Origin of the sequence: Pseudomonas sp. p99-361 (genome assembly GCF_003935475.1) — a bacterium.
In the GTDB taxonomy this organism is placed as follows: Bacteria; Pseudomonadota; Gammaproteobacteria; order Pseudomonadales; family Pseudomonadaceae; genus Aquipseudomonas; species Aquipseudomonas juntendi.
Window position 1 is genome coordinate 53,126 of record NZ_RHQO01000008.1, and the last position, 26,072, is coordinate 79,197.

Here is a 26,072-nt window from a genome sequence, read left to right on the forward strand (position 1 = left end):
CGCGCCCGGGCCTGTTCTCAAAATTGCAAAAAACTCTAATTTCTCATGAACGTCGCTCGTCTCATCTACGCCTTCATCCAAGGCGTAGGTGCCGGCGCAGCTCGGGAAGGGGGCTGCGGGGCGTCATTTTTACGCCAACCATTAGAAAAGAACATCACAGCAAGGGGATTACAATGGGTTCCGTAGTACGGCAAGGGCGACGCAAGGCGTCTGCACTGCAAAAGAGCATACTTTGCCTGTCGGTATCGGCGGTGCTGCTGGCCTTGGGGAACGCGGCCTACGCCAAAGAGGTGAAGGTCGATATTCCGAAGCAGCCACTGGGCAGCGCCCTGCGCGCGTTCGGCGAGCAGACCGGCCTGCAGATCCTGTTCTCGCCCGAGATGATCGGCGATGCGCAATCGTCGCGCGTGTCCGGCAACATGGAATCGGAAACCGCCCTGCACATGCTGCTCGACGGCACCGGCTACAACTTCCAGATCGAGAACGGCGCGGTGATCCTGCTGCCGGCCACCAGCAGCACCAACGGCATCATCCTGCAGTCCACGGCCATCACCAGCCAGGGCATGGGCGAAATGACCGAGAACAGTGGCTCGTACACCACCGGTGCGGTAAGCGTCGGTTCCAAGACGCCGACCAGCCTGCGCGACACGCCACAGTCGGTGTCGGTGCTGTCCAGCCAGCTGATCGAAGACCGCAGTATCACCAGCCTGCAGGACGCGCTGAAAATGGCCCCGGGCGTCACGGTGCAGAAAACCACCAGCGACACCTACGAGTTCTACTCGCGCGGCTTCAACATCGACAGCATCCAGATCGACGGTGCTGCGCCCATGGCGTTGTCGTCGGTGGCCACCAGTTTCTATTCGCGCCGCCTGTACAACCTGGCCGAATTCGACCATGTCGAGGTGCTGCGCGGTTCGGGCGCACTGTTCGGCGGCGTCGGCGACCCGGGTGGCGTCATCAACCTGGTGCGCAAGCGCCCGCTGTCGGACTTCCAGCTCAAGCTCGAGGCCGCCGCCGGTTCGTGGGACAACTACCGCACCCAGGTCGACCTGACCGGCCCGCTGACCGACAGCGGCAACGTGCGTGGCCGTCTGGTCACGGCCTACAACGACCGCCAGTACTTCACCGACAAGCTGGCCACGCAGAAGCCTACTGTCTACGGGGTGTTCGAGGTCGACCTCGGCCCGCAGACCATCTTCACCCTGGGCGGCATGTACGAAAGCACCCACTCCAACTCGTCGCTGGGCTTGCCGCGCTACACCACCGGTGCCGACATCGGCCTGGCGCGGCACACCAACCTGGGGCAGAACTGGTCCTACATGGACAATATCTCCCAGGAAATTTTCACCAAGATCGACCACTACTTCGACAACGACTGGAAGCTGAACGTCTCGTACACCAATACCCGTGACGCCGGCAAGGCGCTGGCGGCGGTGTCGGGCAACGCGGTCAACCCGGTGACCCTGGCCGGGCCAGTCTGGCGGGCCAGCTACAACGTCTATTCCACCAGCCAGGACCTGGTCGACAGCAACCTGTCCGGCAGCTTCGACGCCTTTGGCCGTGAGCACCAGTTCGTGCTGGGCGCCGACTACCAGCGCGTCACCAGCCGCTGGCAGGGCTCGGGGGTGTTTACCGGCACCGGCGTGCCGATCGACGTGTTCGACCCAGGCTACTGGAAGCCGACCACTACCTCGCTGGTGACCCCGCGCGACTACAGCCCCAACACCCAGGAGCAGTACGGCCTGTACGGGCGCCTGACCCTGCAGGTGAGCGACCCGCTCAAGGTCATCCTCGGTGGGCGCGCGGCCCGTTACCACTTCCAGCAGGTCTACACCAACGCAGGCGTGGTGCAGAGCGACATCGACATGCGCGAACCGACGCGCTTCGTGCCGTACTTCGGCGCCATCTATGACCTCGACGATCAATGGTCGCTGTACGGCAGCTACTCGAAGATCTACAAGCCGCAGCAGAGCTACCTGCGCGGGCCGTTGGGCAGCAACGATGTGCTCGAGCCGCTCGAGGGCAAGACCACCGAGCTGGGCATCAAGGGCGAGCTGTTCGACGGCCGCCTGAATACCAGCCTGGCGGTGTTCTACACCAAGCGCAAGAACGGCGCGGTGCAAGACACCAACTACCCGCAGGCGTCGGTGCTGTATGGCGGCAGCTGCTGCTACGTGAACCAGGGCGAGGTCGTCAGCAAGGGCATCGAGCTGGAAGCGACGGGCGAGATCCTCCCGGATTGGAACCTGATGGCCAGCTACGTGTACAACTACAACAAGAACGAAACCGACAGCACGGCCTTGAGCACCATCACGCCCAAGCATCAGTTCAAGGTGTGGACCACCTACCAGCTACCTGACGCGTTCAAGGACTGGACCGTCGGCGGTGGCGTCGATGTCCAGAGCGCCACTTACGTCAGCGGTACCACCGTACGCGTGGACGGCAATGGCAACGTGGTCGAGTCGAACATTCCGTTCGATTACAAGCAAAGCGGCTACGCCGTCTGGAATGCCCTGGTGCGCTACCGCGTGGATGACCACTGGACGGTGTCGCTCAACGCCAACAACCTGTTCGACAAGACCTACTATCAGACGGTCTCCAGTGCGGCGAACGGCAACTTCTACGGCGACCCTCGCAACTACATGCTGACCCTGCGCGGCGAGTTCTAAGCCCGCCAGCACCTGCCGACAGGCACCTGAAACCGGCCGATCCCTGCCCAGGGACCGGCCGGTTTCGTTTCGCCGGGCAGGCCGCCAGGGCGCCCGCTGCGGGCCGCCCAGCCGTGTAAATTTCGCCGCAAGCCTTTCGTCAACTGAGGACGACGCACTTCCCGCACCCTTCGACACGAGGCCGACACTGATGTCTTCCACCCCCTTGACCGACGATGACCTGCTGGCGCTGTTGATGGCTGACGACAGCGACGATCCCGGCGTCATTTGCCCCATGGGGCGGCCATCCACGTGTCAGGCTTCGTTCGCCCAGCAGCGTCTGTGGGTGCTGCAGCAACTGGACCCGAGCAGTTCTGCCTACCACCTGGCGCGCGCGCTGCACCTTGTCGGCCCCTTGCAAGTGGCGGTGCTGGAGGCGGCGCTGCAGCAGGTGGTGGCACGCCACGAGATCCTGCGCACCGGCTTCGAAGCGGTCGATGGCCAGCCCATGCAAGTGGTGGACAACGCGACGCGCCCGCTGCTGCAGGTCGAACGCCTGGCCGCGGCGGACGGTGCCGAGCTCCGGCAGCTGCTGGCCGCGCGCCTGCAAGCGCTGACCCTGCAACCGTTCGACCTGGGGCAGGCGCCGCTGCTGCGTTGCGTACTGTTCGAGCTTGGCCCGCAGGAGCATGTGCTGTTCCTGAACATGCACCACATCGTCTCCGACGCCTGGTCCAACCCGATCCTGCTGCGTGACCTGACCCTGGCCTACACCCAGGCCCTGCAAGGCGACACCACGCCCTTGCCGGCCTTGCCGGTGCAATATGCGGACTACGCCCACTGGCAACGCCACGTATACCCCGGCACGGCGGAATACGGGCGAGCCCAGGCCTACTGGAAAGACTACCTGGCAGGGGACATCGCCCCACTGAGCTTGCCGGTCGATCGCGCGCCCCATGCCGCGCAGTCTGGCATTGCGGCGCTGCACCGGGTAAGCGTGCCCGCGGCGCTGATGGCCCGCCTGCACACCCAGTGCGAGCGCCTCGGGCTGACGCCGTTCGCCTTCGTGCTGGGCGCCTGGCAGCTGCTGCTGGCGCGCTACAGTGGCCAGGCCGATTTCTGCGTCGGCGTGCCCAATGCTGCGCGCAACCGCGCACAGATCCAGGACCTGGTCGGTTACTTCGTCAACGCCCAGCTGTATCGCGTGCAGGTTGACGGCGCGACCACGGGGCAGGCGTTCCTGCAGGGTATCCGGCGTCATTCCCTGGCGTTGCTGGAGCACGCCGACTGGCCGATCGAGCTGCTTGAGCAGCAGGGGCAGGCTGGCGCCACGTTCGAGACCTTGTTCAACTGGCGGGTGGATGGCGACCGGCCGGCAGCGCTGCGCCTGGGGGAGGTGGCCGTCGATTTCCTCGCGACCGGCCCGCAGCAGGCCAAGTTCGCCCTGTCGCTGGATGTCGACTACGCCCCCGAGGCCATGAGCGCGGTGTTGGAGTACGACGCAGGTCAGTTCACCGGCGCAACCATCGAGCGCCTTGGGCGGCATTGGCTGCACCTGCTGGCAGGGCTGGCCGAGGCACCCGAGCGGCCCCTCGCGGAGCTCGCGCTGCTGGCGGCCGACGAGCAGCATCGGGTCATCGCCCAGTGGAACCCGGCGCTCACCGAATACCCGGCCGCGCCATGCCTGCATGTGGCCATCGAGGCGCAAGCGGCCAGGGTGCCGCAGGCTATCGCCGTGGTGGCGGGCGAGCAGCGGGTGACCTATGACGAGCTCAACCGACGGGCCAACCGCCTGGCGCACCTGCTGCGGGCAGCGGGTGTAGGGCCTGACGTGCGGGTGGGGGTCGCGTTGGAGCGGGGCGTGGACATGGTGATCGGCCTGCTGGCGATCCTGAAGGCAGGTGGCGCCTACGTGCCAATGGACCCCGAGTACCCGGCCGAGCGGCTGGCCTACATGCTGGCCGACAGTGCCATCGCTTTGCTGGTGACCCACAGCCAGTCGCGTGGCCAGTTGCCCGAGGTCGAAGGCGTGAGCTGCATCGAGCTCGACCAGCCGGCGCTGCTGAACGATTACCCTGACAGCAACCCTGCCAATACCACCGACCCCGACAACCTGGCGTACGTCATCTACACCTCGGGCTCCACCGGCAAGCCCAAGGGCACCTTGCTGGCGCACCGCAACGTGGCCCGGCTGTTCCAGGCGACCCAGGCGGATTTCCGGTTTGACGAGCACGATGTGTGGAGCGTGTTCCACTCCTACGCCTTCGACTTCTCCGTGTGGGAGCTGTTCGGTGCCTTGCTGCATGGCGCCACCGCGGTGATCGTGGCGCGGGAGGTGGCGCGCTCGGCCGCGGACTTCCATGCCTTGCTGGTGCGCGAACGGGTGACCGTGCTCAACCAGACACCGTCGGCGTTCGGCCAGCTGATCCCGGTCGCCTGCGCGGCGGCCAATGCCAACCAGGCCCTGGCGCTGCGCTACGTGGTTTTCGGCGGCGAGGCCCTGGACGTCGCCAGCCTCAAGCCCTGGTTCGAGCGTTTTGGCGACCGCCAGCCACAACTGATCAACATGTACGGCATCACCGAGACCACGGTGCATGTCACCTATCGCCCGCTGAGCCGCGCCGACCTGGCGTTGCAAGGCGCAAGCCCGATCGGCACGGTCATCGAGGACCTCTCCTGGTACTTGCTGGACCGCGACTTCAACCTGGTCGCACCGGGGTGCCAGGGGGAACTGCATGTCGGCCGTGCCGGCCTGGCCCGTGGTTACCATGGGCGCCCGGGGCTGACGGCCGAGCGCTTCGTGCCCGACCCCTTCGATGACAGCCCCGCGGGTGGTGGGCGCCTGTACCGTACGGGCGATCTTGCCGGTTATCGCACCGATGGCATCATCGACTACCGGGGCCGCATCGATCACCAGGTGAAGATTCGCGGTTTTCGCATCGAGCTGGGCGAGATCGAAGCCCGGCTGCAAGATCATCACGCCATCGCCAAGGCGGTGGTGCTCGACCGGGACGGGCCGGGTGGCAAGCAACTGGTCGCCTACCTGCTGATCGGCGACCAGCACGCGGTCAGCGCTGCGCAACAGGACACCCTGCGCAGCCAGCTGCGCGACTACCTGCGCGGGCTGCTGCCGGAGCACATGGTGCCTGCGCACCTGATGTTCCTGCAGGCGCTGCCCCTGACCGTCAATGGCAAGCTCGACCGCAAGGCACTGCCCCAACCAGAGGCCAGCTTCGGGGCCGGCTACGTGGCGCCCGAGGGTGACCATGAGCAACAGATCGCCAGGCTCTGGGCTCAGGTGCTGAAGCTCGAGCGTGTGGGGCGACACGACAATTTCTTCGAGCTGGGTGGGCATTCGCTGCTGGCGACCCAGGTGATCTCGCGCCTGCGCCAGGCCCTGGGCCTCGACCTGCCGTTGCGCGCCTTGTTCGAGACGCCGGTGCTGGCCGATTTCGCGGCGCTGGCCGGGCAGGGCAGTGACGACGGTGCGCCGCCCATCGTAGCCGTGGACCGCAGCCAGCCGCTGAGCCTATCCTACGCCCAGCATCGCCAGTGGTTCCTGTGGCAACTGGACCCCGACAGCAGTGCCTACAACATCCCCGCGGCGCTGCGCCTGCGCGGGCAACTGAACGTCAGCGCCCTGGGCCGCAGTTTCGAGGCGCTGACGCTGCGTCACGAAACCTTGCGCACCACCTTCCGGGTCGAGGATGGCCAGGCGGTGCAGGTGATTCATCCGCACCAGGCGTTCTGCCTCCAGGCCGAGCCCGTCACCGCGCCTGCCGGCGATGCGCTGCAAGCCTGGCTCCAGGGCCTGATCGAAGCGGAAACACAGCGCCCCTTCGACCTGGCGCAAGGCCCGCTGCTGCGCGTGAAACTGCTGCGCCTGGCCGATGACGACCACGTGCTGGTCCTCACCCTGCACCACATCGTCACCGATGGCTGGTCGATGCCGATCCTGGTGGAAGAGCTCGAACAGCACTATGCCGGCCTGTGCAGCGGCCAGCCCGTGGCCTTGCCGGCGCTGGCGGTACAGTACGCCGACTACGCGGCCTGGCAGCGCCAGTGGATGCAGGCGGGTGAGCAGCAACGCCAGCTGGCCTACTGGCAGCAACAGCTGGGCGGCGACCAGCCGGTGCTGGAACTGCCCACCGACCGCCCGCGCCCGGCGGTGCAGAGCCTGGCCGGGGCCAACCACGACATCGTCCTCGACGACGGGCTGGCCGTGGCGCTCAAGCAATTGGCCAAGCAGCACAATGCAACCCTGTTCATGGTCCTGCTGGCCAGCTTCCAGGCGCTGCTGCACCGTTATACCGGGCAGCGCGACATTCGCGTCGGCGTGCCGATCGCCAACCGTAACCGGGCGCAGATCGAGCGGCTGATCGGCTTCTTCGTCAACACCCAGGTGCTGCGCGCGGATTGTGATCCGCAGCTGTCGTTCAAGGCGCTGCTGGGGCAGGTCAGGGATACCGCCCTGGCGGCGCAGGCCCATCAGGACCTGCCGTTCGAGCAACTGGTGGATGCCCTGCAGCCGGAACGCAGCCTCAGCCACAGCCCGTTGTTCCAAGTGATGCTCAACCACCAGACCCAGGTGCGTGGCGAGACCCGCGAACTGCCGGGCCTGAGCTTGCAGCGACTGTCCTGGGAGCGCCACAGCGCGCAGTTCGACCTGACCTTGAACACCTTCGAGCACGCCGATGGCCTGGGCGCTTCGCTGAGCTACGCCACCGCGCTGTTCGACCGGCAGACGGTGCAGGCTCTGGCCGACAACTGGCGGGTGCTGCTGCATGGCATCGTCGAGCAACCTGAAGCGCGCATCGCCGACTTGCCGCTGCTCGATGCCTACAGCCGCCAGCAGGTGATCCAGGCCTGGAACCCGGCACCGGTTCAGCACCCGGTCGAGCTGTGCGTGCACCAGGCCATCGAGGCCCAAGCTGCGCGTGCGCCGCAGGCCGTGGCCGTGACCTGCGAAGGTCGGCACCTGACCTACCGGCAACTCAACCAGCGCGCCAACCGCCTGGCGCGCCGGCTGCGCCACCTTGGCGTTGGCGCCGACGTGCGCGTGGGCCTGGCCATGGCCCGCAGCCTGGACATGGTGGTCGGGCTACTGGGGATCCTCAAGGCCGGGGGCGCCTATGTGCCGCTGGACCCGGAATACCCGCAGGACCGCCTGGCCTACATGATCGAGGACAGTGGCATCACCCTGTTGCTGACCCAGCCCGAATTGCTGGCGCAATTGCCCCTGGCCCCCGGTGTGCAGAGCCTGGTGCTGGAGCAGGACGAGCCGGCACCGGGCGATGACCAGCCTGACCTTGGCAACCAGACCTCGCCGCAGAACCTGGCGTATGTGATCTATACTTCGGGCTCCACTGGAAGGCCCAAGGGTACGCTACTGCCGCATGCCAACGTGATGCGCCTGTTCCAGGCCACCCAGGACTGGTTCGGCTTCACTGCCGAGGACGTCTGGAGCGTCTTCCACTCCTACGCCTTCGACTTCTCCGTGTGGGAAGTGTTTGGCGCGCTGCTGCATGGCGCCCGGGCGGTCATCGTCCCGCGCGACGTGGCCCGCTCGCCGGAAGACTTCCACGCCCTGCTGGTGCGCGAACAGGTCACCGTGCTCAACCAGACGCCCTCGGCGTTCAAGGAGCTGGTGGCCATCGCCTGCCAGCCGAACCAGGACCCGGCGGCCCTGGCCTTGCGCTACGTGGTGTTCGGCGGCGAGGCGCTGAACGTCGCCAGCCTCAGGCCCTGGTTCGAGCGTTTTGGCGACCAGCGCCCGCAGTTGGTCAACATGTACGGCATCACCGAGACCACGGTGCACGTCAGCTACCGCCCGCTGTGCCTGGCCGATGTGCACCGCGAAGGGCTCAGCCCCATCGGCGAGGTCATCCCCGACCTGTCCTGGTACCTGCTGGACGCCAACCTGGAGCTGGCTGTGGCCGGCAGCCAGGGCGAGCTGCACATTGGGCAGGCAGGGCTCGCGCGTGGCTACCACCAGCGCCCGGCGCTGACGGCCGAACGCTTCATCCCCGACCCGTTCGACACCAGCCCCCAGGGCGGTGGCCGGCTGTACCGCACCGGCGACCTGGCACGCTACCGCGCCGAGGGCAGCATCGACTACGTGGGCCGTATCGACCACCAAGTGAAGATCCGCGGTTTCCGCATCGAGCTGGGTGAAATCGAAGCACGCCTGCAGGCTCACCCTCGGGTCGCGGAGGCGGTGGTGCTGGACGTCGACGGCGCTGCCGGCAAGCAGCTGGTGGCCTACCTGATCGCCGATCAGGCGCAGGCGCTGGACCTGGCTGCGCAGCATGCCTTGCGCGGCGAATTGCGTGACTATCTGCTGGCGAGCCTGCCGGACCACATGGTCCCGGCGCACCAGGTGTTCCTGGCCGCCTGGCCACTCACCGCCAACGGCAAGCTCGACCGCAAGGCACTGCCGGCACCCGATGCCAACCAGGTGCGGCAAACCTTCGTCGCCCCTGAAACGCCCCTGCAACAGCAGATCGCGGCGATCTGGGCCGATGTGCTGAAACTGGACCAGGTCGGCCTGGCAGACAACTTCTTCGAACTGGGCGGCGACTCGATCATCTCGATCCAGGTGGTCAGCCGGGCGCGTCAGGCCGGTATCCGCATCACCCCCAAGCAGTTGTTCCAGCACCAGACCGTGCAGGGGCTGGCCGCCGTGGCCACCCAGGGCGCAGCGGGCGACGTGCAGATCGACCAGGGCCCGGTCACGGGCCAGGCCGTGCTGCTGCCGATTCACCACTACTTCTTCGATGAGCCGATTCCCGCGCGGCATCACTGGAACCAGGCGTTGCTGTTGCGTCCGGTCGAGGCGCTGGACGGGCAATTGCTGGAACAGGCGCTGCTGGCCCTGATCGCCCACCACGATGCCCTGCGCCTGAGCTTCGCCCAGGCCGATGACGGCCGTTGGGCGGGCCGGTATCGGGAGGTTGCGCAGCAGCCTTCGTGCTTCTGGCACCAGGCCGTGGCCGATGTTCCGGCCCTGGAGGCCGTGTGCGAGCGCGCCCAGCGTAGCCTCGACCTGGCCCAGGGGCCGTTGCTGCGCGCAGTATTCGCCACCTTGCCCGACGGCGACCAACGGCTGTTGCTGGCGATTCACCACTTGGCAGTAGACGGGGTGTCCTGGCGCATCCTCCTGGAAGACCTGCAGAACGCCTATGGCCAATTGCGCGCAGGGCAGCCAGTCAGCCTGCCGGCCAAGACCAGCTCCACCCGTGCCTGGGCCGAAAGCCTGCGCGGTTACGCCCAGGGCAGCGGCCGCGAGCAGTTGCCGTACTGGCAGGCCCTGTTGACCGATGTGCAGGCCGACCTGCCGTGCGACAACCCGTCAGGCTCGCTGCAAGGGGTACACCAGGCAGTCGCCCATACCCGCCTGGGCGCCGAAGACACCCGTGCCCTGTTGCAACACGCGCCGGCGGCCTATCGCACCCAGGTCAACGACCTGCTGCTGACCGCCCTGGCCCGGGTGATAGCACGCTGGACCGAGCAGGAGCACGTGCTGGTGCAGCTGGAGGGGCATGGCCGCGAAGACCTGTTCGACAATGTCGACCTGACCCGTACCGTGGGTTGGTTCACCAGCCTGTTCCCGGTCAAGCTCAGCCCGGCGCCGTCGCTGGCGCAGTCGCTCAAGCGCATCAAGGAACAGCTGCGGGCAATCCCCGACAAGGGGGTCGGCTTTGGTGCGTTGCGCTACCTGGCCGATCAGCCGGCCCGTGAGGCGCTGGCCGCCTTGCCGGTGCCGCGCATCACGTTCAACTACCTGGGGCAGTTCGACGGCAGCTTCGCCGAAGCCTCCGGCGCCGGGCTGCTGACGCCGGCGGTGGAAAGCAGCGGTGCCAGCCTGAGCGAAGCAGCCCCGCTGGGTAACTGGCTGTCGATCAATGGCCGGGTCTACGGTGGCGAGCTGAGCTTGGGCTGGAGCTTCAGCCGCGAGATGTTCAAGCCGGCGTCGGTGCAGCGCCTGGCGGATGAATACGCCGCCGAGCTCAAGGCCCTGATCGCCCATTGCGTCAGCGGCGAGGCGGCAGGTATCACGCCATCGGACGTGCCGCTGTCGGGCCTCGACCAGGCGCAACTGGACAACCTGCCGGTCCCGGCCGCGCACATCGAGGACATCTACCCGCTGTCGCCCATGCAGCAAGGCATGCTGTTCCACGCCAGCGAAGACGACCAGGCGGACCTGTACATCAACCAGACCAGCGTGCCTGTCACCGGGCTTGAGGCCGAGCGCTTCGTCGCCGCCTGGCAACAGGTGGTCGCCCATCACCCGATACTGCGCACCAGCTTCCACCAAGGCGCATCGCTGGCGGAGCCGGTGCAACTGGTGCAGCGCCAGGCGCAGCTGGACATCCGCCTGCTGGACTGGTCGACCAGGGCGGTGAGCGAGGACGACCTGGCGCAGCAGGTGCTGGAGGATCGGCGTCGCGGCTTCGACCTGGCCCTGGCGCCGCTGATGCGCCTGACCTTGATCCGCCTGGCGGATCGCCACCACCTGATCTGGACCAGCCACCACCTGCTGATGGACGGTTGGAGCGCCTCGCGGCTGATCGCCGACGTGCTGGCCAGTTACGCCGGCCACGCCCCCGAGCCCCAGGCCTGCCGCTACCGCGACTATATCGACTGGTTGCAGCGCCAGGACTTGCAGGCCGCCCAGCGCTTCTGGGAGGAAAAACTGGACGGCGAGGGTGCCGCGACCTTGCTCGCCAGCGTTCTGCCACAGCCAGAAACGCCGCTGCCCGGGCATGCCGCGCTGTACCTGAAGTGGGACCAGGCACGCACCCAGGGCCTGCAAGACTTCGCCCAACGCCAGCGGGTCACCCCCAACACCCTGATCCAGGCTGTGTGGCTTTTGCTGTTGCAGCGCTACACCGGGCAGGCGCGGGTGTGCTTCGGTGCAACCGTTGCCGGCCGGCCCGCCGACGTGGCCGGTGCCGACAAGCTGCTGGGCCTGTTCATCAACACCATCCCGGTCATCCAGCGCCCGCTCGCCACCCAGCCGGTGGCGCAGTGGTTGCAGGCGCTGCAGACCTACAACCTGGAGGCCCGTGACTTCGAGCACACCTCGCTGGCCGATATCCAGCGCTGGAGCGGCCGCAGCGGCCTGCCGCTGTTCGACAGCATCGTGGTGTTCGAGAACTACCCGATCGACGACCGCCTGCAGCAAGGCGTGGGTGGCCCCCTGAGCTTCGGCGAGGTGCAGTCGCGGGATGTGACCAACTACGCCATGGACCTGGCGGTGAACCTGGGCAACACTTTGAGCATCGAGTTCCTCTACCTGCGCAGCCGCTTCAGCGAGCCGGTGGTGGCGAACATCGTCGCCTCCTTCGAAACCCTGCTTGACGCCATCCTGGCCAACCCCGAGGCCTGCCTGGGCAACCTGCCCATGTGCGCCGCGGCAACGCCAGACGTTGCGCCCGTGACGCCGCAGCGCACGTCGGTCGCCGAGCTGATCGCGGCCCAGGCCCAGCGCCGGGGCGATGCCATCGCTGTGGTGTGTGGCGGGCAGCAGCTGAGCTTCGATGCCCTGGAGCGCCGTGCCAACCAGCTGGCGCAGGTGCTGGTGGCCCGGGGCATCGGGCCTGAGAGCCGGGTGGGCGTGGCCCTGGAACGGTCGGTGCAGAGCATCGTGGCGTTCTATGCCGTGCTCAAGGCCGGTGCGGCCTACGTGCCGCTGGACATCGACTACCCCCGCGAGCGCCTGGAATGGATCATTCAGGATTCGGGCATGGCCCTGCTCCTGAGCCACTCTGCGCTGTTGCCAAGCCTGCCGGTGACGCCCGGCTCCGAGTGCCTGGCGCTGGACGAACTGGACCTGGCGGCGCAGCCTGCCCGCGCGCTGCAAGTACCGGTGCAGGCGCACAACCTGGCCTACATGATCTACACCTCGGGCTCCACCGGCCAGCCCAAGGGCGTGGCGGTGAGCCATGGCCCGTTGAGCATGCACTGCCAGGCGATCATCGCCCGTTACGGCATGGACCGCGACACCCGCGAGCTGCTGTTCATGTCGTTCGCCTTCGACGGTGCCCAGGAGCGTTGGCTGTCGACGCTGCTGGCCGGTGGGCGGCTGGTGATGCGTGACAACCAGCTGTGGACCGCCGAGCAGACCCTGCGCACCCTGCGCGAGCAGGCGATCAGCATTGCCTGCTTCCCGCCGGCCTACCTGCAGCAACTGGCCGAGCAGGCCGCCCTGGAAACGGTGGCGCCACCTGCGGTACACACCTACTGCTTCGGCGGCGACGCGGTGGCCCAGGCCACCTTCGAGCAAGTCAAGGCCAGCTTGCAGCCGCGTTACCTGACCAACGGCTACGGCCCAACCGAAACCGTGGTAACGCCGCTGCTGTGGAGGGTCGCGGGCGATCAGCCTTGCGGCGGCCCTATCGCGCCGATCGGCGAAGCCGTGGGCGCCCGTGAGCTGTATGTGCTGGACGATCAGCTGAACCTGCTGCCAGATGGCGTGGCCGGTGAGCTGTACATCGGTGGCGAGGGCCTGGCCCGCGGTTATCACCAACGCCCCGGGCTTACCGCCGAGCGCTTCGTGGCCAGCCCGTTCCAGGCCGGCGGGCGGCTGTACCGCAGTGGTGACTTGGTGCGCCGACGCGCCGATGGGATATACGATTACCTGGGCCGCCTGGACCAACAGGTGAAGATCCGCGGTTTCCGTATCGAGCTTGGCGAAATCGAGGCGCGCCTGCGCGATTGCGAAAGCGTGCGCGATGCGGTGGTGAGCGTGCAAGGGGAGGGTGCCGACAAGCGCCTGGTCGGCTACGTGACCAGCACCGCCGCCAGCCCGGACATCGGCGAGGCGCTGCGCGAGCAGCTGCGTGCGGTACTGCCCGACTACATGGTGCCCGCCCGCATCCTGCTGCTGGATGCCCTGCCGCTCAACCCGAACGGCAAGGTCGACCGCAAGGCGCTGCCTGATCCGGACTGCAGTGAACCTGAAGCGCTATATGTGGCACCGCGCAACCTGTTCGAGGAGCAGCTGGCGCAGATCTGGGCCGATGTGCTGGGCGTCGAACGGGTGGGGGTGACGGACAACTTCTTCGAACGCGGCGGCGACTCGCTGCGCAGCCTCAAGGTGATCTCGCGGGTGCGCAGCCTGCAGCGCGAAGGGTTCGAGCTCAAGCTGCGCGACCTGATGAGCCGGCCGACGATTGCCGAGCTGTCCGGTTACAGCGAGCCGGCGGCGGGTGAACTCGACCCGCTGCTGTTGCTCAACGACCCGGTGAGCGACGTGCCACCGCTGTTCTGCCTGCATGCAGGCTACGGCACGGTGTTCGACTACGAACCCCTGGCCCGCCACCTGAAGGGCGAGTGCAGTGTCTACGGCGTGCAGTGCCGCATGCTGCTGGACCCGGACTGGCAGGACGAATCTTTGGCGAGCATGGCCATCGACTATGCCCAGTACATTCGTCAGAAGCAGCCCGACGGCCCGTACCGTTTGCTCGGTTGGTCGCTGGGTGGGGTACTGGCGGTGCTGGTGGCGGCCGAGCTGCGCCAGCAAGGGCAGGTTGTCGAGCACGTCTCGCTGGTGGACAGCTTCATCCCGCTGGAACCTGCACAGCAGGCGTCAGCCGAGGCCTTCGACTGGCGCGAGGAACTGGCCGGCTTCTGCCAGGTGATGAACGTCGCCCAGCCAGCGGGTTCGCTGCCCTCGAACTTCGAGGCGACAGCCTTGCCTTCGTTGCCACAGCTCACCGCCTACTTCGCCAACGGCATTGTCAGCGACACCGGCTTCGATGCCGAGGACCTGGCCGAGGGGTTCATTGTCGGGTTGCGCCTGCGCGACTTGTCATTGCAGGCCCTGGCCTTGCCGAAACTGGCAGGCCCGGTGAGTTTCTGGTGGGCGCAGGCCGTGCCTGGCGCGGCGCAGGCCGGCTTCGAACGGCACGTGGCGGTCGAGGTGGCCCGGTTTGCCCTGGACAGCGACCATTACGGCATCCTCAGGCACCCGAGCTTGCTGGTGGGGCTGGGCGGCGCACTGGCGCGCAAGGTATCCGCCTGACCGAGGCGCGCACAGGGCAGCTGCCCCCGGGCGCTGCCTTGGCTGCGCGGGCCCATTGATCCGACTGTGCCCCCACCCGGCGTCGCTGCGTGGGGGTTTTGTTTTTCACCGCTATGAAGTTCTTTTCAAGGAGAACCAAGATGTCGCTGCATCCCGATCTGGAAGCGTTTCTGGAACTGGTGGAGTTCGGCAGGGCTACCGGTAAAAGCCTGCCCATGCATGAGCAGAGCGTCGAACAGGCGCGCGCGGAATTCGAGCTGAGCGCCCTGTTGCTGGACCCGGCCCCGCCGCAGGATATCGCGGTCACCGCGCTGCACATTCCCGCGCGCGACGGCGCGCGGCTGTCAGCCCGGCTCTACCGCGCACCGGCCTGCAAGGCCCAGGGCCCGGTGATGCTGTACTTCCATGGTGGCGGTTACGTGGTCGGCAGCCTCGACTCCCACGACGTGGTCTGCCGTCGCCTGGCGCAAGCTACGGGGCATGCCGTGCTGGCCCCGGCCTACCGCCTGGCCCCTGAGCATCGCTTTCCGGTGGCGCTGGACGATGCCCTCGACAGCGCCTGCTGGCTGGCGGCCAATGCAGCGTCGCTGGGCCTGGACGCGTCGCGCCTGGTGGTGGCGGGGGACAGCGCCGGCGCCACCCTGGCTACCTTGCTGGCACACACCGCGGCCACGCAAGGCCCTGACGCCGGTTTCGCCCTGGCGGCGCAGATGCTGTTCTACCCGGTCTGCGATGCCTCGGTGACCTATGAATCAAGCCGTGCCTACGCCGAGGGGTACCTGCTGGAGCACCAGACGATGGGCTGGTTCTACCAGCACTACCTGGGCGAGGCGGGCAGGCGTGACGACTGGCGGGTGTCGCCGTTGCTGGCCGACCATGGGCGGCCATTGGCCCCCGCTTACGTCAGCGTGGCGCAGTACGACCCGTTGCGCGATGAAGGGCTGGCCTATGCCGAGTTTCTAAAGCGTGGCGGCACGCCGGTGACGTTGCGGCTGGAGGAGGGGTTGACCCACGACTTCCTGCGGATGTCCGGGGTCCTCAATGGCGGGGTGGAGGGGCTGTACCAGGCTGCCGCCGACTGGTTGCGGCAGCAGGCCTGAAGCGTGACCGCCGGCAGCGCAGGGCTGCCGGCGGTGCGTTGGTTCACTCAGGCAACGTTCAGCTCGCAGAGCACCTGGCCGGCTTGCATGCGCACCAGCTGGTCGGCGACATCGAAGTATCGGTCGTCGTGGCTGATGACGATGATGGTCTTGCCCAGCTTCTTGAGCTCCGGCAGCAGCTCGGTGTAGAACACCCGGCGGAACGTCGGGTCCTGGTCTGCGGCCCATTCATCGAACACCAGCACCGGGCGCTCCTCCAGCCAGGCATTGATCAGCGCCAGGCGCTTGCGTTGCCCGGTGGACAGGTCGGTGGTGCTGAACACGCCGTCGCGCACGCTCACCTTGTGCGCGATCTCCAGGCGCTTGAGGTAGGTCTGGGCGCTGTCGGGGACCTGCTGTGGGCCCATGGCCGGGTCTTCGAACAGGTAGTAGTCGGCGAAGATGGTGGTGAACAGCTGACGGTAGTCGTCGCGGTGCTGCGCGTCGATGGCCTGGCCGTCGACGCGGATCTCCCCTTGCTGCGGCGCATACAGCCCCAGCAGCAGCTTGATCAGGGTGGTCTTGCCGCAGCCGTTCTCACCGACGATAAAGACGATGTCGCCCTGTTTGATTTCCAGGTTCACCGGGCCCAGGGCGAACGGTGCGCTGCCTTCAACCGGTGGGAATGCGTAGCGCACGTCGCGCAGTTCCAGGGTGGCGAGGCCGGTCATCTGGCTCTTGCGGTCCTGCAGCAGCAGGTGCGGCTCGGGCGAGGAAAACTGCTCGGACAGCTCGGCGATGCGGCGGAAGGCGATCTGTGCCCGGCTGACGATCGGCAGGGTGCCGACCAGGTGCTCCAGCGGGCCCTTCATGTACAACAGCACCAGCACGAAGCCACTCATCACCGAGGCGTCCGCGGCCGGCCACAGCGACTGCAGCACCAGCGCCACGCCGATCACCGCGAAGAACAGCATGGAGCCGAAGCTCTTGGCCACGACGAAGGTGTTGATCGAGCGGATCTGGGTGTCGCGGATGCGGTCGGCGGTGCCCTGGATGTGGCTGCTGAACATGCGCTGGCGGCGTGGCCGGTGGATGCGCAGCTCCTTGGCGCCGGCGGCGATCGCGTGGTAGTGCTTCTGCAGCTCGTCCTCGGCATCGCGCGCGGCCAGGAAGCCTTTCATGCCTTTGGCCCGGGCCAGGTACTGGGCGCCTGTGCCCAGGGCGATGGCCACCAGCATCAGCAGGAACATCGGCCATGACAGCAAGGCGAGGTAGCCCAGGCAGCCCAGGGTAACGGTCATGGATATGGCCAGGGGGGCGAAGGCGAAGGCGAAGTCGCTGATGGTGTCCACGTCATGGGTCAGTACCGGTATCAGGCGGTGACTGCGGTAACGCTCGATCTGCTCGATGGGCGCAGACAGCACCTTCTCGCCCAGTTCCTTGCGCAGCGAGGCGATGATCGACTGGCCGACGCGGTTGGTGCCAAGGTCGGAGAAGATCGAGCTGGCCAGCGCTACCAGGCACAGCCCGGCAAATAGCCACACCACCCCCTGGCCCAGGCCGCCCTGGGCATGCAGCGCGCGGTTGATGGTCGCCAGCAGGACGGTGATGCTCAAGCCACCGACCACGCCCAGCAGCACGGAACCCAGTACGGTGTATTTGAACGGGCGCAGCAGGGTGAACAACTCCCGTAGCGCGCTTTTAGGTTGCGGTGACATGGTGTACTCCTTGTGACGCATCAAACGCTGGTTAGCGTGCATAAGTGCCGGATCAGGCGTCAGGCCGCGGTCATGACCTGCTCGAAGGCCGCCAGAAACGCCTGCATCTGCTGCGGTGTACCCACGGTCACGCGCATCCAGTCTGGCCATGCCTGGAACACTCGCCCGACCCGGACCTTGCGCCGGGCCAGGGCTTCGATGACCGGTTGCGCAGGGCGCCCGAGCTGCACCATGAAGCAGTTCGCCTGGGCGTCCGTGCAGCGGTAGCCGGCGGCGCGCAGGTGCTCGGTGGTGCTGTGCAGGATCTGCTGGTTGGTGCGTTTGCGTTCGCTGACCAGGTCTGCCTGCTCCAGGCTGGCGATGCCGCCCAGGGAGGCTGCCAGGGAAATGAAATTGCGCCCGTTGAAGCGCTGCAGCGCGGTCAGCACGGCAGGCCTGGCGATGGCCAGGCCCAGGCGTGCGCCGGCCATGCCATACAGCTTTGAGAAGGTGCGCAGGACCATCACGTCGTCGTGCTGCACGGCCAGGTCCAGGCAGGGCGGGGCATCGCTGAAGTGGATATAGGCCTCGTCGATGATTGCCAGGCAGCCGGCGGGCTTGTGCGTGACCACCTGCTCGATGTCGGCGCGTGGGGTCAGGGTGCCCGTGGGGTTGTTGGGGTTGCACAGGTAGATCACGCCGGCATTGCGGTCGGCGGCCAGCATGGCGCGTGCATCGTGGGCGTGGCGGGCATCGAGGGGCACCTCGTGCACGGCGGCGCCGACGCTGCTGGCGCCGGCCGCCACCGAGTCGTAGGTCGGCGCGGCGGCGACCACGCTGCGCGGGCCTGCGTATTGGGCCAGCGCGTATTGCAGGGGGGGGCGCGAGCCGCAGAACACCGCCACGTGATCCTCGGGGATGCCGTTCTGCCGGGCGAACAGTTCGATCAGGCGGACCTGTTGTTCGTAATAGTAACGCCCGCTCTGGCGGCCGCCCTGTTCCAGGGCCTTGACCGCCAAAGGGCTCGGGCCGTACGGGCTTTCGTTGTAGTCCAGGCGCACGATGTCGTCGCCAAAGACCGGGTCCGGCACGGGGCCGGCAGGCAGTTGCGCGGCCCAGGCAGGCAAGGCGGGGGCGGCACTGGCCAGCGCAGCGGTGGTGACGAAGCGTCGTCGGCTCAAAGCACTCATGGGGTTGCTCCTCGGGTCAGTCCTGGTGGTCAACGTCCAGGTCGCGGGCTACGCGAAAGCCCAGCCAGTCACCGCGCACCTGAGGTTCGCGTTCGTTGCGGTTGCCGGAGCGCGAGAAGATCGCCGGCTCGCTGTAGTCGTTGCCGCGGATCTGCCGATGCCCGCAGTTGCCGCCGGTGGTCCAGGCGCTGCCATCGGTGGGTGCGCCGACATAGTCGGTGTGCCAGCAGTCTTCCAGCCATTCGTAGACGTTGCCGTGCATGTCGTACATGCCGAAGGCGTTGGGCGGGAAGCTGCCGACCGGCGAGGTGAACGAGAAGCCGTCGGCCGGGCCGTAGACGTTGGCGTGCTTGCTGATGGTGTACTCGCCTTCCTTGTCGAACGGGAAAGGGAACGAGCCCGTGGAGCCGGCACGGGCGGCGTATTCGCGTTCCGCTTCGCTGAGCATGCGGTAGGGCTTGCCGGTGGTCTTGGCCAGCCAGGCGATGTAGTCGCGGGCCTCGAACCAGGTCATGCACACGGCCGGTTGGCGCGGGCCCTGGGCATAGCGGGGCTTGCCGTTCTGGCACAGGCGGCCGGGGCGCAGGTCACCATCGGGCAGCACGGTCTTGGTGGCCTTGGCATAGGCTTGCCACTGCGCGGCGGTGATGGTGAAGCGGCTGACCGCGAAGGGGCGGGCGAAGGTCACCGTGTGCAGGGGATTTTCGTCGTCCTGCTTGCCGACTTCGTCATCGGGGGTACCCATGACGAAGCTGCCGGCGGGCAGCACGACCATTTCCGGGCAGTTCTTTTTGCAGTCGGTGAAGACTTTGCCGGGTTCGGTCGGGTCGGCGGCCAGCGCATGCGCCGACAGCGAAAGGCATCCTAGGGCGAGCAGCAGGTCAAGGCGTTTCATGGGTATCCTTGTAGTTGAGTGACAGGCGTGTTGGCCGGCTTGGCGGCCCTCTGGACGGTGTCCCACACACGCAGGAAGTTGCCGCCCCAGAGCTTGGCGATGTCTTCGTCGGAATAGCCGCGCTGGATCAGCTCGGCGGTGACGTTGCGGCTTTCGCCGACGTTCTGGTAACCGATCACGCCGCCGCCGTCGTTGAAGTCCGAGCTGATGCCGACGTGGTCGATGCCGATCTTCTTCACCGCGTAGTCGATGGAATCGACGTACTCGGCCAGGGTGGCCTCGGGTTCCTGGCCGAGGATGTCGTAGAAGGGGGTGAGGAATTCGCCGAACTTCTTCTCTGGCCAGATCGAAAACACCGGGTCCGTGGTGGTGCCCATCTGCGTCTGGTTCTGCACGTCGGGCAGACCGTAGCGTTCGCGCAGGGCGTTCATCCGGGCGATGGTTTCGCGCGAGAACGGCTTGAGGTACTTGGAGTAGGCGACGATGTTGACCAGGCCGCCGGTGGCCTTGATGTGGGCCAGGTCGGCGTCGCTGAGGTTGCGGCGGATGTCCATCATGCCCTGCACACCCGTGTGCGAGGCGATCACCGGGGCGTGGCTGAGCTGGGTGACCTGGGTCAGGGCCTGGCTGGACATCTGCGACACGTCGATCACCACGCCCAGGTCGTTGAGCTTGGCCACGGCGCGGCGGCCCAACGGTGACAGGCCGCCCAGCGGGTCGGTCGAATCGCCCAGGAAGGGCAGCGGGCGTGCCGAGTCCACCCAGCTGTTGTTGCCCACGTAGCCGGGGCCGAACACCCGCACGCCGCGCGCGGCCCACAGGTCGAGCTTGTCGACGTCGTCGCCCAGCGGGGCGGCGTTGAGCATGCTGATGACGATGGCGAACTTGCCCTCGTCGGCCAGGCGGCGGAAGTCTGCCGGGGTGTAGGCGATGCCGGCCTGGTTGGGGAAGTCGCGGGCGATGCCGGTGATGATCTTGTAGCGCACCTCCAGCTCGTTGGCCATGGCGGCCTGGAAGCCGGCAGTGGGGCGGTGCGGCCAGTTCGGCCCGCTCCAGAACTCGGGCCAGGACCAGATGGCGATCGAGGCGCCGCGCAGGCGTGCCTTGCCGGCCTTGACCAGGTCGAACTGGGTTGGGCCGTCGCGGTTGGCCTCACGGCCATCGGTGCCATAGCTCAGGGGAACGTCCAGGTGCCCGTCCAGCGCCAGGATGCGTTCCTGCAGGGCGTTGGCGCGCTGCATGATGGCGCGGCTGTAGGGGTGTGCCGGCAGGTACACCCAGTACCACCAGGCGCCGCTGCCCGCAGCGGCCAGCAGCAGGACCAGGGCCAGCAACCACGGCCACTTGCGCGAGAAAAGGAGGTGTTTCGTCATTGCCATTTCGACCCGCCTGGACGACGGCCCCATGCCGTTCGAACTTGTTGGGTGATACGAGTCGATGGCGGAAGAATTTACCAAACGCCTAAATCGCCTTTGTGACCATTCGTTTTCGCTGGAGTAGTCACGTCATGAGTACAGTGGATGAAGGTGTCACGCCGAGGAATGCTGGCAGGGCTTGTGGCCGCCGGCGCAGTGCTGCCCACGGGTTATTTCGCCTGGCAGAAATGGGACGAAGCCCAGGAGGCGGAGCTGGCCTCCGACGAACCGGCGGTGCCGGTGGACGATGTGCCTAATGCGCTGCTGGGCGAGCGCCTGACGGGTATCTGGGAGTGGCACCTGGTGGCGGGCGATGCGGCGCTGCCCGAGCTGGCGCGGCCGCTGGAACTGCTGCTGGACGTGGGGCAGGGGGCCCGGGCCGTGCGCGGCTACCTGGGCCTGCCGCCCTATGCCGACGGCATGCAGGTGTATGCGCCGCTGGCCGCCGAGCGCCTGCCGCACCTGCGCCTCAAGCTGATCTCGACAAGCGGCCAGGGTTACGACTGCGAAGCGGTGCTCGATGAGATCTGGGGGGACTGGAGCCAAGGCGGTGGCGGTGCCACCCTCAGCGGCCAGGTACGCCTGGCCGGTGTCCAGGCGGGGTTTTCCGGGCCCCAGGGCCGCTTCGTCGCCCGTCGTCGGCCTTTCGTGCCGGCGCGTGAGCGGCTGGCCTTCGTTCCGGCGCTGCACGAGCAACTGATTTCGCCGGGCTGGCGCTACTTTCACCAGCTCTGGCATGCCACCCGTGACCGCTGGCACCGCATTGACGAATCCCGGCGCCAGGCCGTGCGTGGCCTGGGCTGGCAGGCCGGGCCGCTGGGCAAGGAGCGCAATGCCCGTGGCCATGACCGCCACCTCAACGGTTCGGGCGAGGACTTCCTGTTCATGCACCGGCACATGCTGCATGGCGTGCGCCAGGTGCAGGACCTGCGTTCGTGGCCGTGCCTGCCGGCGCCGCGCCCCTTCGTGGGCGAGAACCGGCAGGCGTTCGCCGACTACATGAACAACGTCACCGGCTACAGCGTGCCGCCTTGCTGGCAGGCCGACGACGATGACCACTTCAACCAGTGGCTGTACTACATCAAGAGCCGCGAAGGCCTGTACGCCAACTTCCAGCTGTGGGAAGCGCAACTGCACGACCCCGAGTACCTCAGCACGCTGTGCCTGGGGGAGCTGGGCTCGCGCATCGAACTGGGCATCCACGACTGGCTGCACATGCGCTGGGCGGCCATGGCCCAGGACCCGAACACCGGCTGGCCGATGGCCTATGCGCGGCGCAACCATGACTTTTCCGAGCGCTGGTTCGGGGCGAGCAACGATTTTCTCGGCGATCCGTTCTCGTCCCATGTGAACCCGGTGTTCTGGGCCTTCCATGGCTGGCTCGACGACCGCCTCGAGGACTGGTTCCTGGCCCATGAACAGGCACACCCAGGGGAAGTGCGGCGCTTGACCGTCAACGGCATTCCCTGGTTCGCGCCGGGGCGCTGGGTACGCGTGGCCGAGCCGTGGCTGGGGCCGTCCAGCGAAGGCTGCGGTGCCTGGGGCAAAGGCAATGGTGGTGGCAGCCAGCTGGACATCGAGACCATGAAACTGGCGCTGCAAGTGATCTTCAGCCCGGACCAGGAGGCCGAGCGGCTGATGAAGCGTGTGCCGCCAAGCCGGCCGTGGTTCGCCCGGTACCTGGCGCCGGGGCCGCGCAAGGATGGGCTGTAGCCGCGGCTGGCGCGGCCACCCCCCGAGCCTCACCGTTGCTGTGTCGCCCAGCCGCCGCCCAGGGCCTTGTACAGGGCCACGCTGGCTTGCAGGCGGTCCCTGCGCAGCTGCACGCGCTCGGCCTGGGCGTCGAACAGGCTGCTTTGCGCCTGCAGCACGCTGAGCAGGTCTTCTGCCCCGGCGCGGTAGCGGCTTTCGGCCAGGTCGAAAGCGCGCTGCGCCTGTTGCAGCGCTTGCTGTTGCCAGCGGGCCTGGCGGTCCAGGCCGTCGACACTGTTGAGCGCCTTCTCCACTTCGCCGAAGCTGATGACCAGCACCCCGCGGTACGTTTCCAGCAGTTCTTCCTCACGCGCCAAGGCCTTGTCGCGCTCGGCGCGCAATTGGCCGTTGTTGAAGATCGGTGCGGTCAGGCCCGCGCCCAGGTTGAGCACCGGGTTGCGCAACAGGTCGGCGGCCTGACGGTCGCCGGTGGCTAGGCTGGCGCTCAGGGTCAGCGTGGGGAACAGGGCCGCGCGGGCCACGCGCACGTCGGCCTGGGCCGCGGCCAGGCGCGCTTCGGCTGCGGCGATGTCGGGGCGGCGCGTGAGCAATTGGCTGGGGATGCCGGCATCGATGGCGGGGCCTTGCAGCTGCTCGAAGGGCAGTGCCTCCAACTGTAGGTTCTGCACCGGCTCGCCGAGCAAGGTGGCCAGGGTGATCAGCGCGTCGCGGGCCTGCTGCCGGTACAGCGGCAACTGGCGCTGCTGGCCGGCCACCAGGCTCTGCTGCTGGGCCAGCTCCAGCGCGGTGGCGGAGCCGGCCTGGTAGCGGGTGCGGACCACGTCGAGGATTTTCTGCGCATTGCCCAGGTTCAACGTGGCGATACGGGTCTGCTCCTGCGCCGCCAGGGCTGCCAGGTAGGTGTCCGCCACCTGGCCGGCCAGGCTCAGTTCAAGGGTGTCGCGGTCCAGTTCGCTGGCCTGCAGGCTGTGGCCGGCGCTGTCGCGCGTGGCCGCGTTGCGCCCCCAGAAGTCCACTTCATAGCTGGCCGTGAGTGCCGTGTTGAAGTAATGGTAGGTGCGCTCCCTGCTGGAAGCGTCCAGTTCGCTGTAGCCCTGGCCCTTGAGCAGGCGCTGGCGATAGGCGTTGGCGCTGGCATCGAGCCGCGGCAGCAGCGTGCCGCCGGCGATGCGCACATCGGCGCCGGCCTGGCGCACCCTGGCCATGGCCGCCTTGAGGTCGTGGCTGCCTTGCCGGCTCTGGTCGATCAGGCGCGCCAGCTGCGGGCTGTTGAAGCTCGCCCACCAGCGCTCGATGTCCACGGCCTGCGCCTGGGGCACGGCCGGGCTTTGCCAGCCGGGCGGTGGGGCAACCGCGTTGTCCACCGGGGTGGTCTGGCTGCAGGCGCCGAGTAGCGCCAGCAGGGGGATCAAGGCAAACGGGGCTTTGGTCATGGGTTCATTCACTGGACAGGGCGGCCACCGGGTCGAGCCCGGCGGCCTTGCGGGCTGGCATGAAGCCAAAGATCACACCGGTGGCGACCGAGCAGGCAAAGGCACCGAACATGGCCAGGGCGGAAAACGCCACGGCCACCTTGGCCAGGTTCAGGCCTGCTCCGATCAGCAGGGCCAGGGCCACGCCGGTGACGCCACCGACCAGCGACAGCACCACGGCTTCGGTGAGGAACTGGCGCAGGATGTCGCGCTGGCGGGCCCCGGTGGCCACGCGGATGCCGATCTCGCGGGTGCGCTCGCGCACGGTCATCAGCATCACGTTCATCACCCCGATACCGCCCACCAGCAGCGAGATGGCGGCGATGGCCCCAAGCATCAGCGACAGGCCGTTGCGGGTCTGTGCTTCGGCCTGGATAAGGGCGGCGCTGTTGTCGATCTCGAAGTCCTGGATGCCACCGTGCAGGCTGGTCATCAAGCTGCGGATCGCCTGTTCCGCCTCATGCACCAGGGTGCTGTCGGTGGCGGCGATGATCACATATTCGGGGTACTCGACGCCGGACAGGCGGATGCGCGCAGCCGAATAGGGAATGGCGATGCGCAGGTCGTTGCGCTGGTTGGCGCCGCTGGAACCTTTGCTGGCCAGCACACCGATGACCTGGAAGGGGACGTTCTCCACCAGGATGTAACGGCCGATCGGGTCCTGGCCGTCGGCGAAGAGCTTCTTTTTGACTTCGGAGCCGATGACCGCGACGGCAGCACCCGTGGCCATGTCGGTTTCGTCGAAAAAGCTGCCCTCGGCCACCGGCCAGTTGAGGATCGATGGAAACGCCGGGCTGTAGCCGCCGATGGTCGAGGTCATTTCGCCGTTGCCGTAGCGTACCTGGGCCTGCAAGCTGGTCGCGGCCATGATCGACTTGACCTGGGGCAGCTCGGCCAGGGCCTGCACGTCGCTCAGGCGGATATGGCCTGGTGGCGCGCGCGGGGTGGCCGGGGCGCCGTTCATGAACATGATGTTGGAGCCGAAGGCGCCGATCTGCGCCATCACCTGGCGCTTGCTACCTTCGCCCACGGCCAGCATTACCACCACCGAGGCCACGCCGATGATGATGCCCAGCAGGGTCAAGGCGGTGCGCGTGCGGTTGGTCCACATCATCCGCCAGGCGGCCACCAGGGCGTCGCGGGTTTCGCCGAGCCAGGGGCTGCGCGCCTGGTTGGCGTGGGCCAGGCGCTGGCGCAGGGCGTCGGCCTGCAGGGCACCGGGTTTGGCTGCAGGGGGCGACTGGCCGACGGCGCTGTCACTGACCACCGCGCCGTCGCGCACCTCGATGATGCGCTGTGCGCGGGCAGCGACGTTGCGATCGTGAGTGATCAGGATCATCACGTGGCCTTGCTGCGCCAGCTCGTCGAGCAGGGCCATGACCTCCGTGCCGCTGTGGCTGTCCAGCGCACCGGTGGGCTCGTCGGCGAGGATGATGTGCCCGCCGTTCATCAGCGCACGGGCAATCGACACTCGCTGCTGCTGGCCACCGGACAATTGCCGCGGGCGGTTGCCGGTGCGTTCGCCCAGCCCCAGGCGCCGCAGCAACACCTGGGCGCGTGCGGCGCGCGCGGCGGCGGGGGTGCCGGCGTAGATGGCCGGCATTTCGACGTTTTCCTGGGCCGAGGCCGAGGGGATGAGGTGGTAGCCCTGGAACACGAAGCCGAAGGCTTCACGGCGCAACCAGGCCAGTTGGTCGTCATCGAGCTCGGCCACGTCCTGGCCAGCGAAGCGGTACTGGCCGGCGCTGGGCCGGTCCAGGCAGCCGAGAATGTTCATCAGGGTCGACTTGCCGGACCCCGAGGTGCCGATGATGGCGATGAATTCCCCGGCATGGATGCTCAGGTCGATGCCGCGCAGCACCTCCACGGTGGGGCTGTCGCCGCCGCCATAGGCCTTGCGGATGCCGCTCAGCTGGATCAGCGGTGTAGGCATGC

Annotated in this window: 10 protein-coding genes; 4 read left to right on the forward strand and 6 right to left on the reverse strand. The window is 67.4% G+C overall.

The genetic code is table 11. The features are described 5' to 3' along the window. Positions 1 to 173: 173 nt before the first annotated feature. The 3 genes from EGJ22_RS05730 to EGJ22_RS05740 all read left to right on the forward strand — a co-directional run bounded on the left by EGJ22_RS05730 (position 174) and on the right by EGJ22_RS05740 (position 15,776). The gene (locus tag EGJ22_RS05730; protein ID WP_256671748.1) at positions 174 to 2,669 is read left to right on the forward strand and encodes a TonB-dependent receptor; all 2,496 of its coding nucleotides are present in this window, start codon (positions 174 to 176) and stop codon (positions 2,667 to 2,669) included. Positions 2,670 to 2,859: 190 nt separating this feature from the next. Further along, the gene (locus EGJ22_RS05735) at positions 2,860 to 14,676 is read left to right on the forward strand and encodes a non-ribosomal peptide synthetase (protein WP_125920154.1); all 11,817 of its coding nucleotides are present in this window, start codon (positions 2,860 to 2,862) and stop codon (positions 14,674 to 14,676) included. 140 nt (positions 14,677 to 14,816) lie between these two features. After that, positions 14,817 to 15,776 (forward strand): alpha/beta hydrolase, encoded by a 960-nt coding sequence (locus tag EGJ22_RS05740; protein ID WP_029886516.1) that lies wholly within the window; start codon positions 14,817 to 14,819, stop codon positions 15,774 to 15,776. A 47-nt stretch (positions 15,777 to 15,823) separates the two neighbouring features. Here EGJ22_RS05740 and EGJ22_RS05745 read toward each other — a convergent pair whose 3' ends face one another. From EGJ22_RS05745 to EGJ22_RS05760, 4 genes are read right to left on the reverse strand one after another with little or no spacing between them, the layout of a single operon-like run. Continuing rightward, entirely contained in the window at positions 15,824 to 17,473 is a 1,650-nt protein-coding gene (locus EGJ22_RS05745) for a cyclic peptide export ABC transporter (RefSeq protein WP_029886517.1), read from the reverse strand. Between the two features lie 59 nt (positions 17,474 to 17,532). Continuing rightward, positions 17,533 to 18,642: a pyridoxal phosphate-dependent aminotransferase gene (locus EGJ22_RS05750; RefSeq protein ID WP_029886518.1), complete on the reverse strand. Its 1,110-nt coding sequence runs from the start codon at positions 18,640 to 18,642 to the stop codon at positions 17,533 to 17,535. A gap of 16 nt (positions 18,643 to 18,658) precedes the next feature. Further along, complete coding sequence (locus EGJ22_RS05755) at positions 18,659 to 19,537, reverse strand: formylglycine-generating enzyme family protein (RefSeq protein ID WP_009684738.1); 879 nt, start codon at positions 19,535 to 19,537, stop codon at positions 18,659 to 18,661. Continuing rightward, the gene (locus tag EGJ22_RS05760; RefSeq protein WP_029886519.1) at positions 19,534 to 20,910 is read right to left on the reverse strand and encodes a dipeptidase; all 1,377 of its coding nucleotides are present in this window, start codon (positions 20,908 to 20,910) and stop codon (positions 19,534 to 19,536) included. The genes EGJ22_RS05755 and EGJ22_RS05760 overlap by 4 nt, the downstream gene beginning before the upstream one ends. A gap of 147 nt (positions 20,911 to 21,057) precedes the next feature. Between EGJ22_RS05760 and EGJ22_RS05765 the strand changes: the two genes are divergently transcribed. Further along, positions 21,058 to 22,665, forward strand: coding sequence for a hypothetical protein (locus tag EGJ22_RS05765; RefSeq protein ID WP_029886520.1), 1,608 nt, complete (start codon positions 21,058 to 21,060; stop codon positions 22,663 to 22,665). A 29-nt stretch (positions 22,666 to 22,694) separates the two neighbouring features. Here the strand turns inward: EGJ22_RS05765 and EGJ22_RS05770 are convergent, their stop codons facing one another. Continuing rightward, the gene (locus EGJ22_RS05770; RefSeq protein WP_029886521.1) at positions 22,695 to 24,098 is read right to left on the reverse strand and encodes an efflux transporter outer membrane subunit; all 1,404 of its coding nucleotides are present in this window, start codon (positions 24,096 to 24,098) and stop codon (positions 22,695 to 22,697) included. 4 nt (positions 24,099 to 24,102) lie between these two features. Next, the gene (locus EGJ22_RS05775; protein WP_029886522.1) at positions 24,103 to 26,070 is read right to left on the reverse strand and encodes a MacB family efflux pump subunit; all 1,968 of its coding nucleotides are present in this window, start codon (positions 26,068 to 26,070) and stop codon (positions 24,103 to 24,105) included. Positions 26,071 to 26,072: the final 2 nt, after the last annotated feature.

What these genes read in the sequence shown, in the direction of transcription:
- EGJ22_RS05730 (WP_256671748.1), top strand. Translation starts at nt 174, where the DNA reads ATGGGTTCCGTAGTACGGCAAGGGCGACGCAAGGCGTCTGCACTGCAA.
- EGJ22_RS05740 (WP_029886516.1), top strand. Translation starts at nt 14,817, where the DNA reads ATGTCGCTGCATCCCGATCTGGAAGCGTTTCTGGAACTGGTGGAGTTC.
- EGJ22_RS05770 (WP_029886521.1), bottom strand. Translation starts at nt 24,098, where the DNA reads ATGACCAAAGCCCCGTTTGCCTTGATCCCCCTGCTGGCGCTACTCGGC.
- EGJ22_RS05745 (WP_029886517.1), bottom strand. Translation starts at nt 17,473, where the DNA reads ATGTCACCGCAACCTAAAAGCGCGCTACGGGAGTTGTTCACCCTGCTG.
- EGJ22_RS05775 (WP_029886522.1), bottom strand. Translation starts at nt 26,070, where the DNA reads ATGCCTACACCGCTGATCCAGCTGAGCGGCATCCGCAAGGCCTATGGC.
- EGJ22_RS05760 (WP_029886519.1), bottom strand. Translation starts at nt 20,910, where the DNA reads ATGACGAAACACCTCCTTTTCTCGCGCAAGTGGCCGTGGTTGCTGGCC.
- EGJ22_RS05765 (WP_029886520.1), top strand. Translation starts at nt 21,058, where the DNA reads ATGAAGGTGTCACGCCGAGGAATGCTGGCAGGGCTTGTGGCCGCCGGC.
- EGJ22_RS05750 (WP_029886518.1), bottom strand. Translation starts at nt 18,642, where the DNA reads ATGAGTGCTTTGAGCCGACGACGCTTCGTCACCACCGCTGCGCTGGCC.
- EGJ22_RS05755 (WP_009684738.1), bottom strand. Translation starts at nt 19,537, where the DNA reads ATGAAACGCCTTGACCTGCTGCTCGCCCTAGGATGCCTTTCGCTGTCG.
- EGJ22_RS05735 (WP_125920154.1), top strand. Translation starts at nt 2,860, where the DNA reads ATGTCTTCCACCCCCTTGACCGACGATGACCTGCTGGCGCTGTTGATG.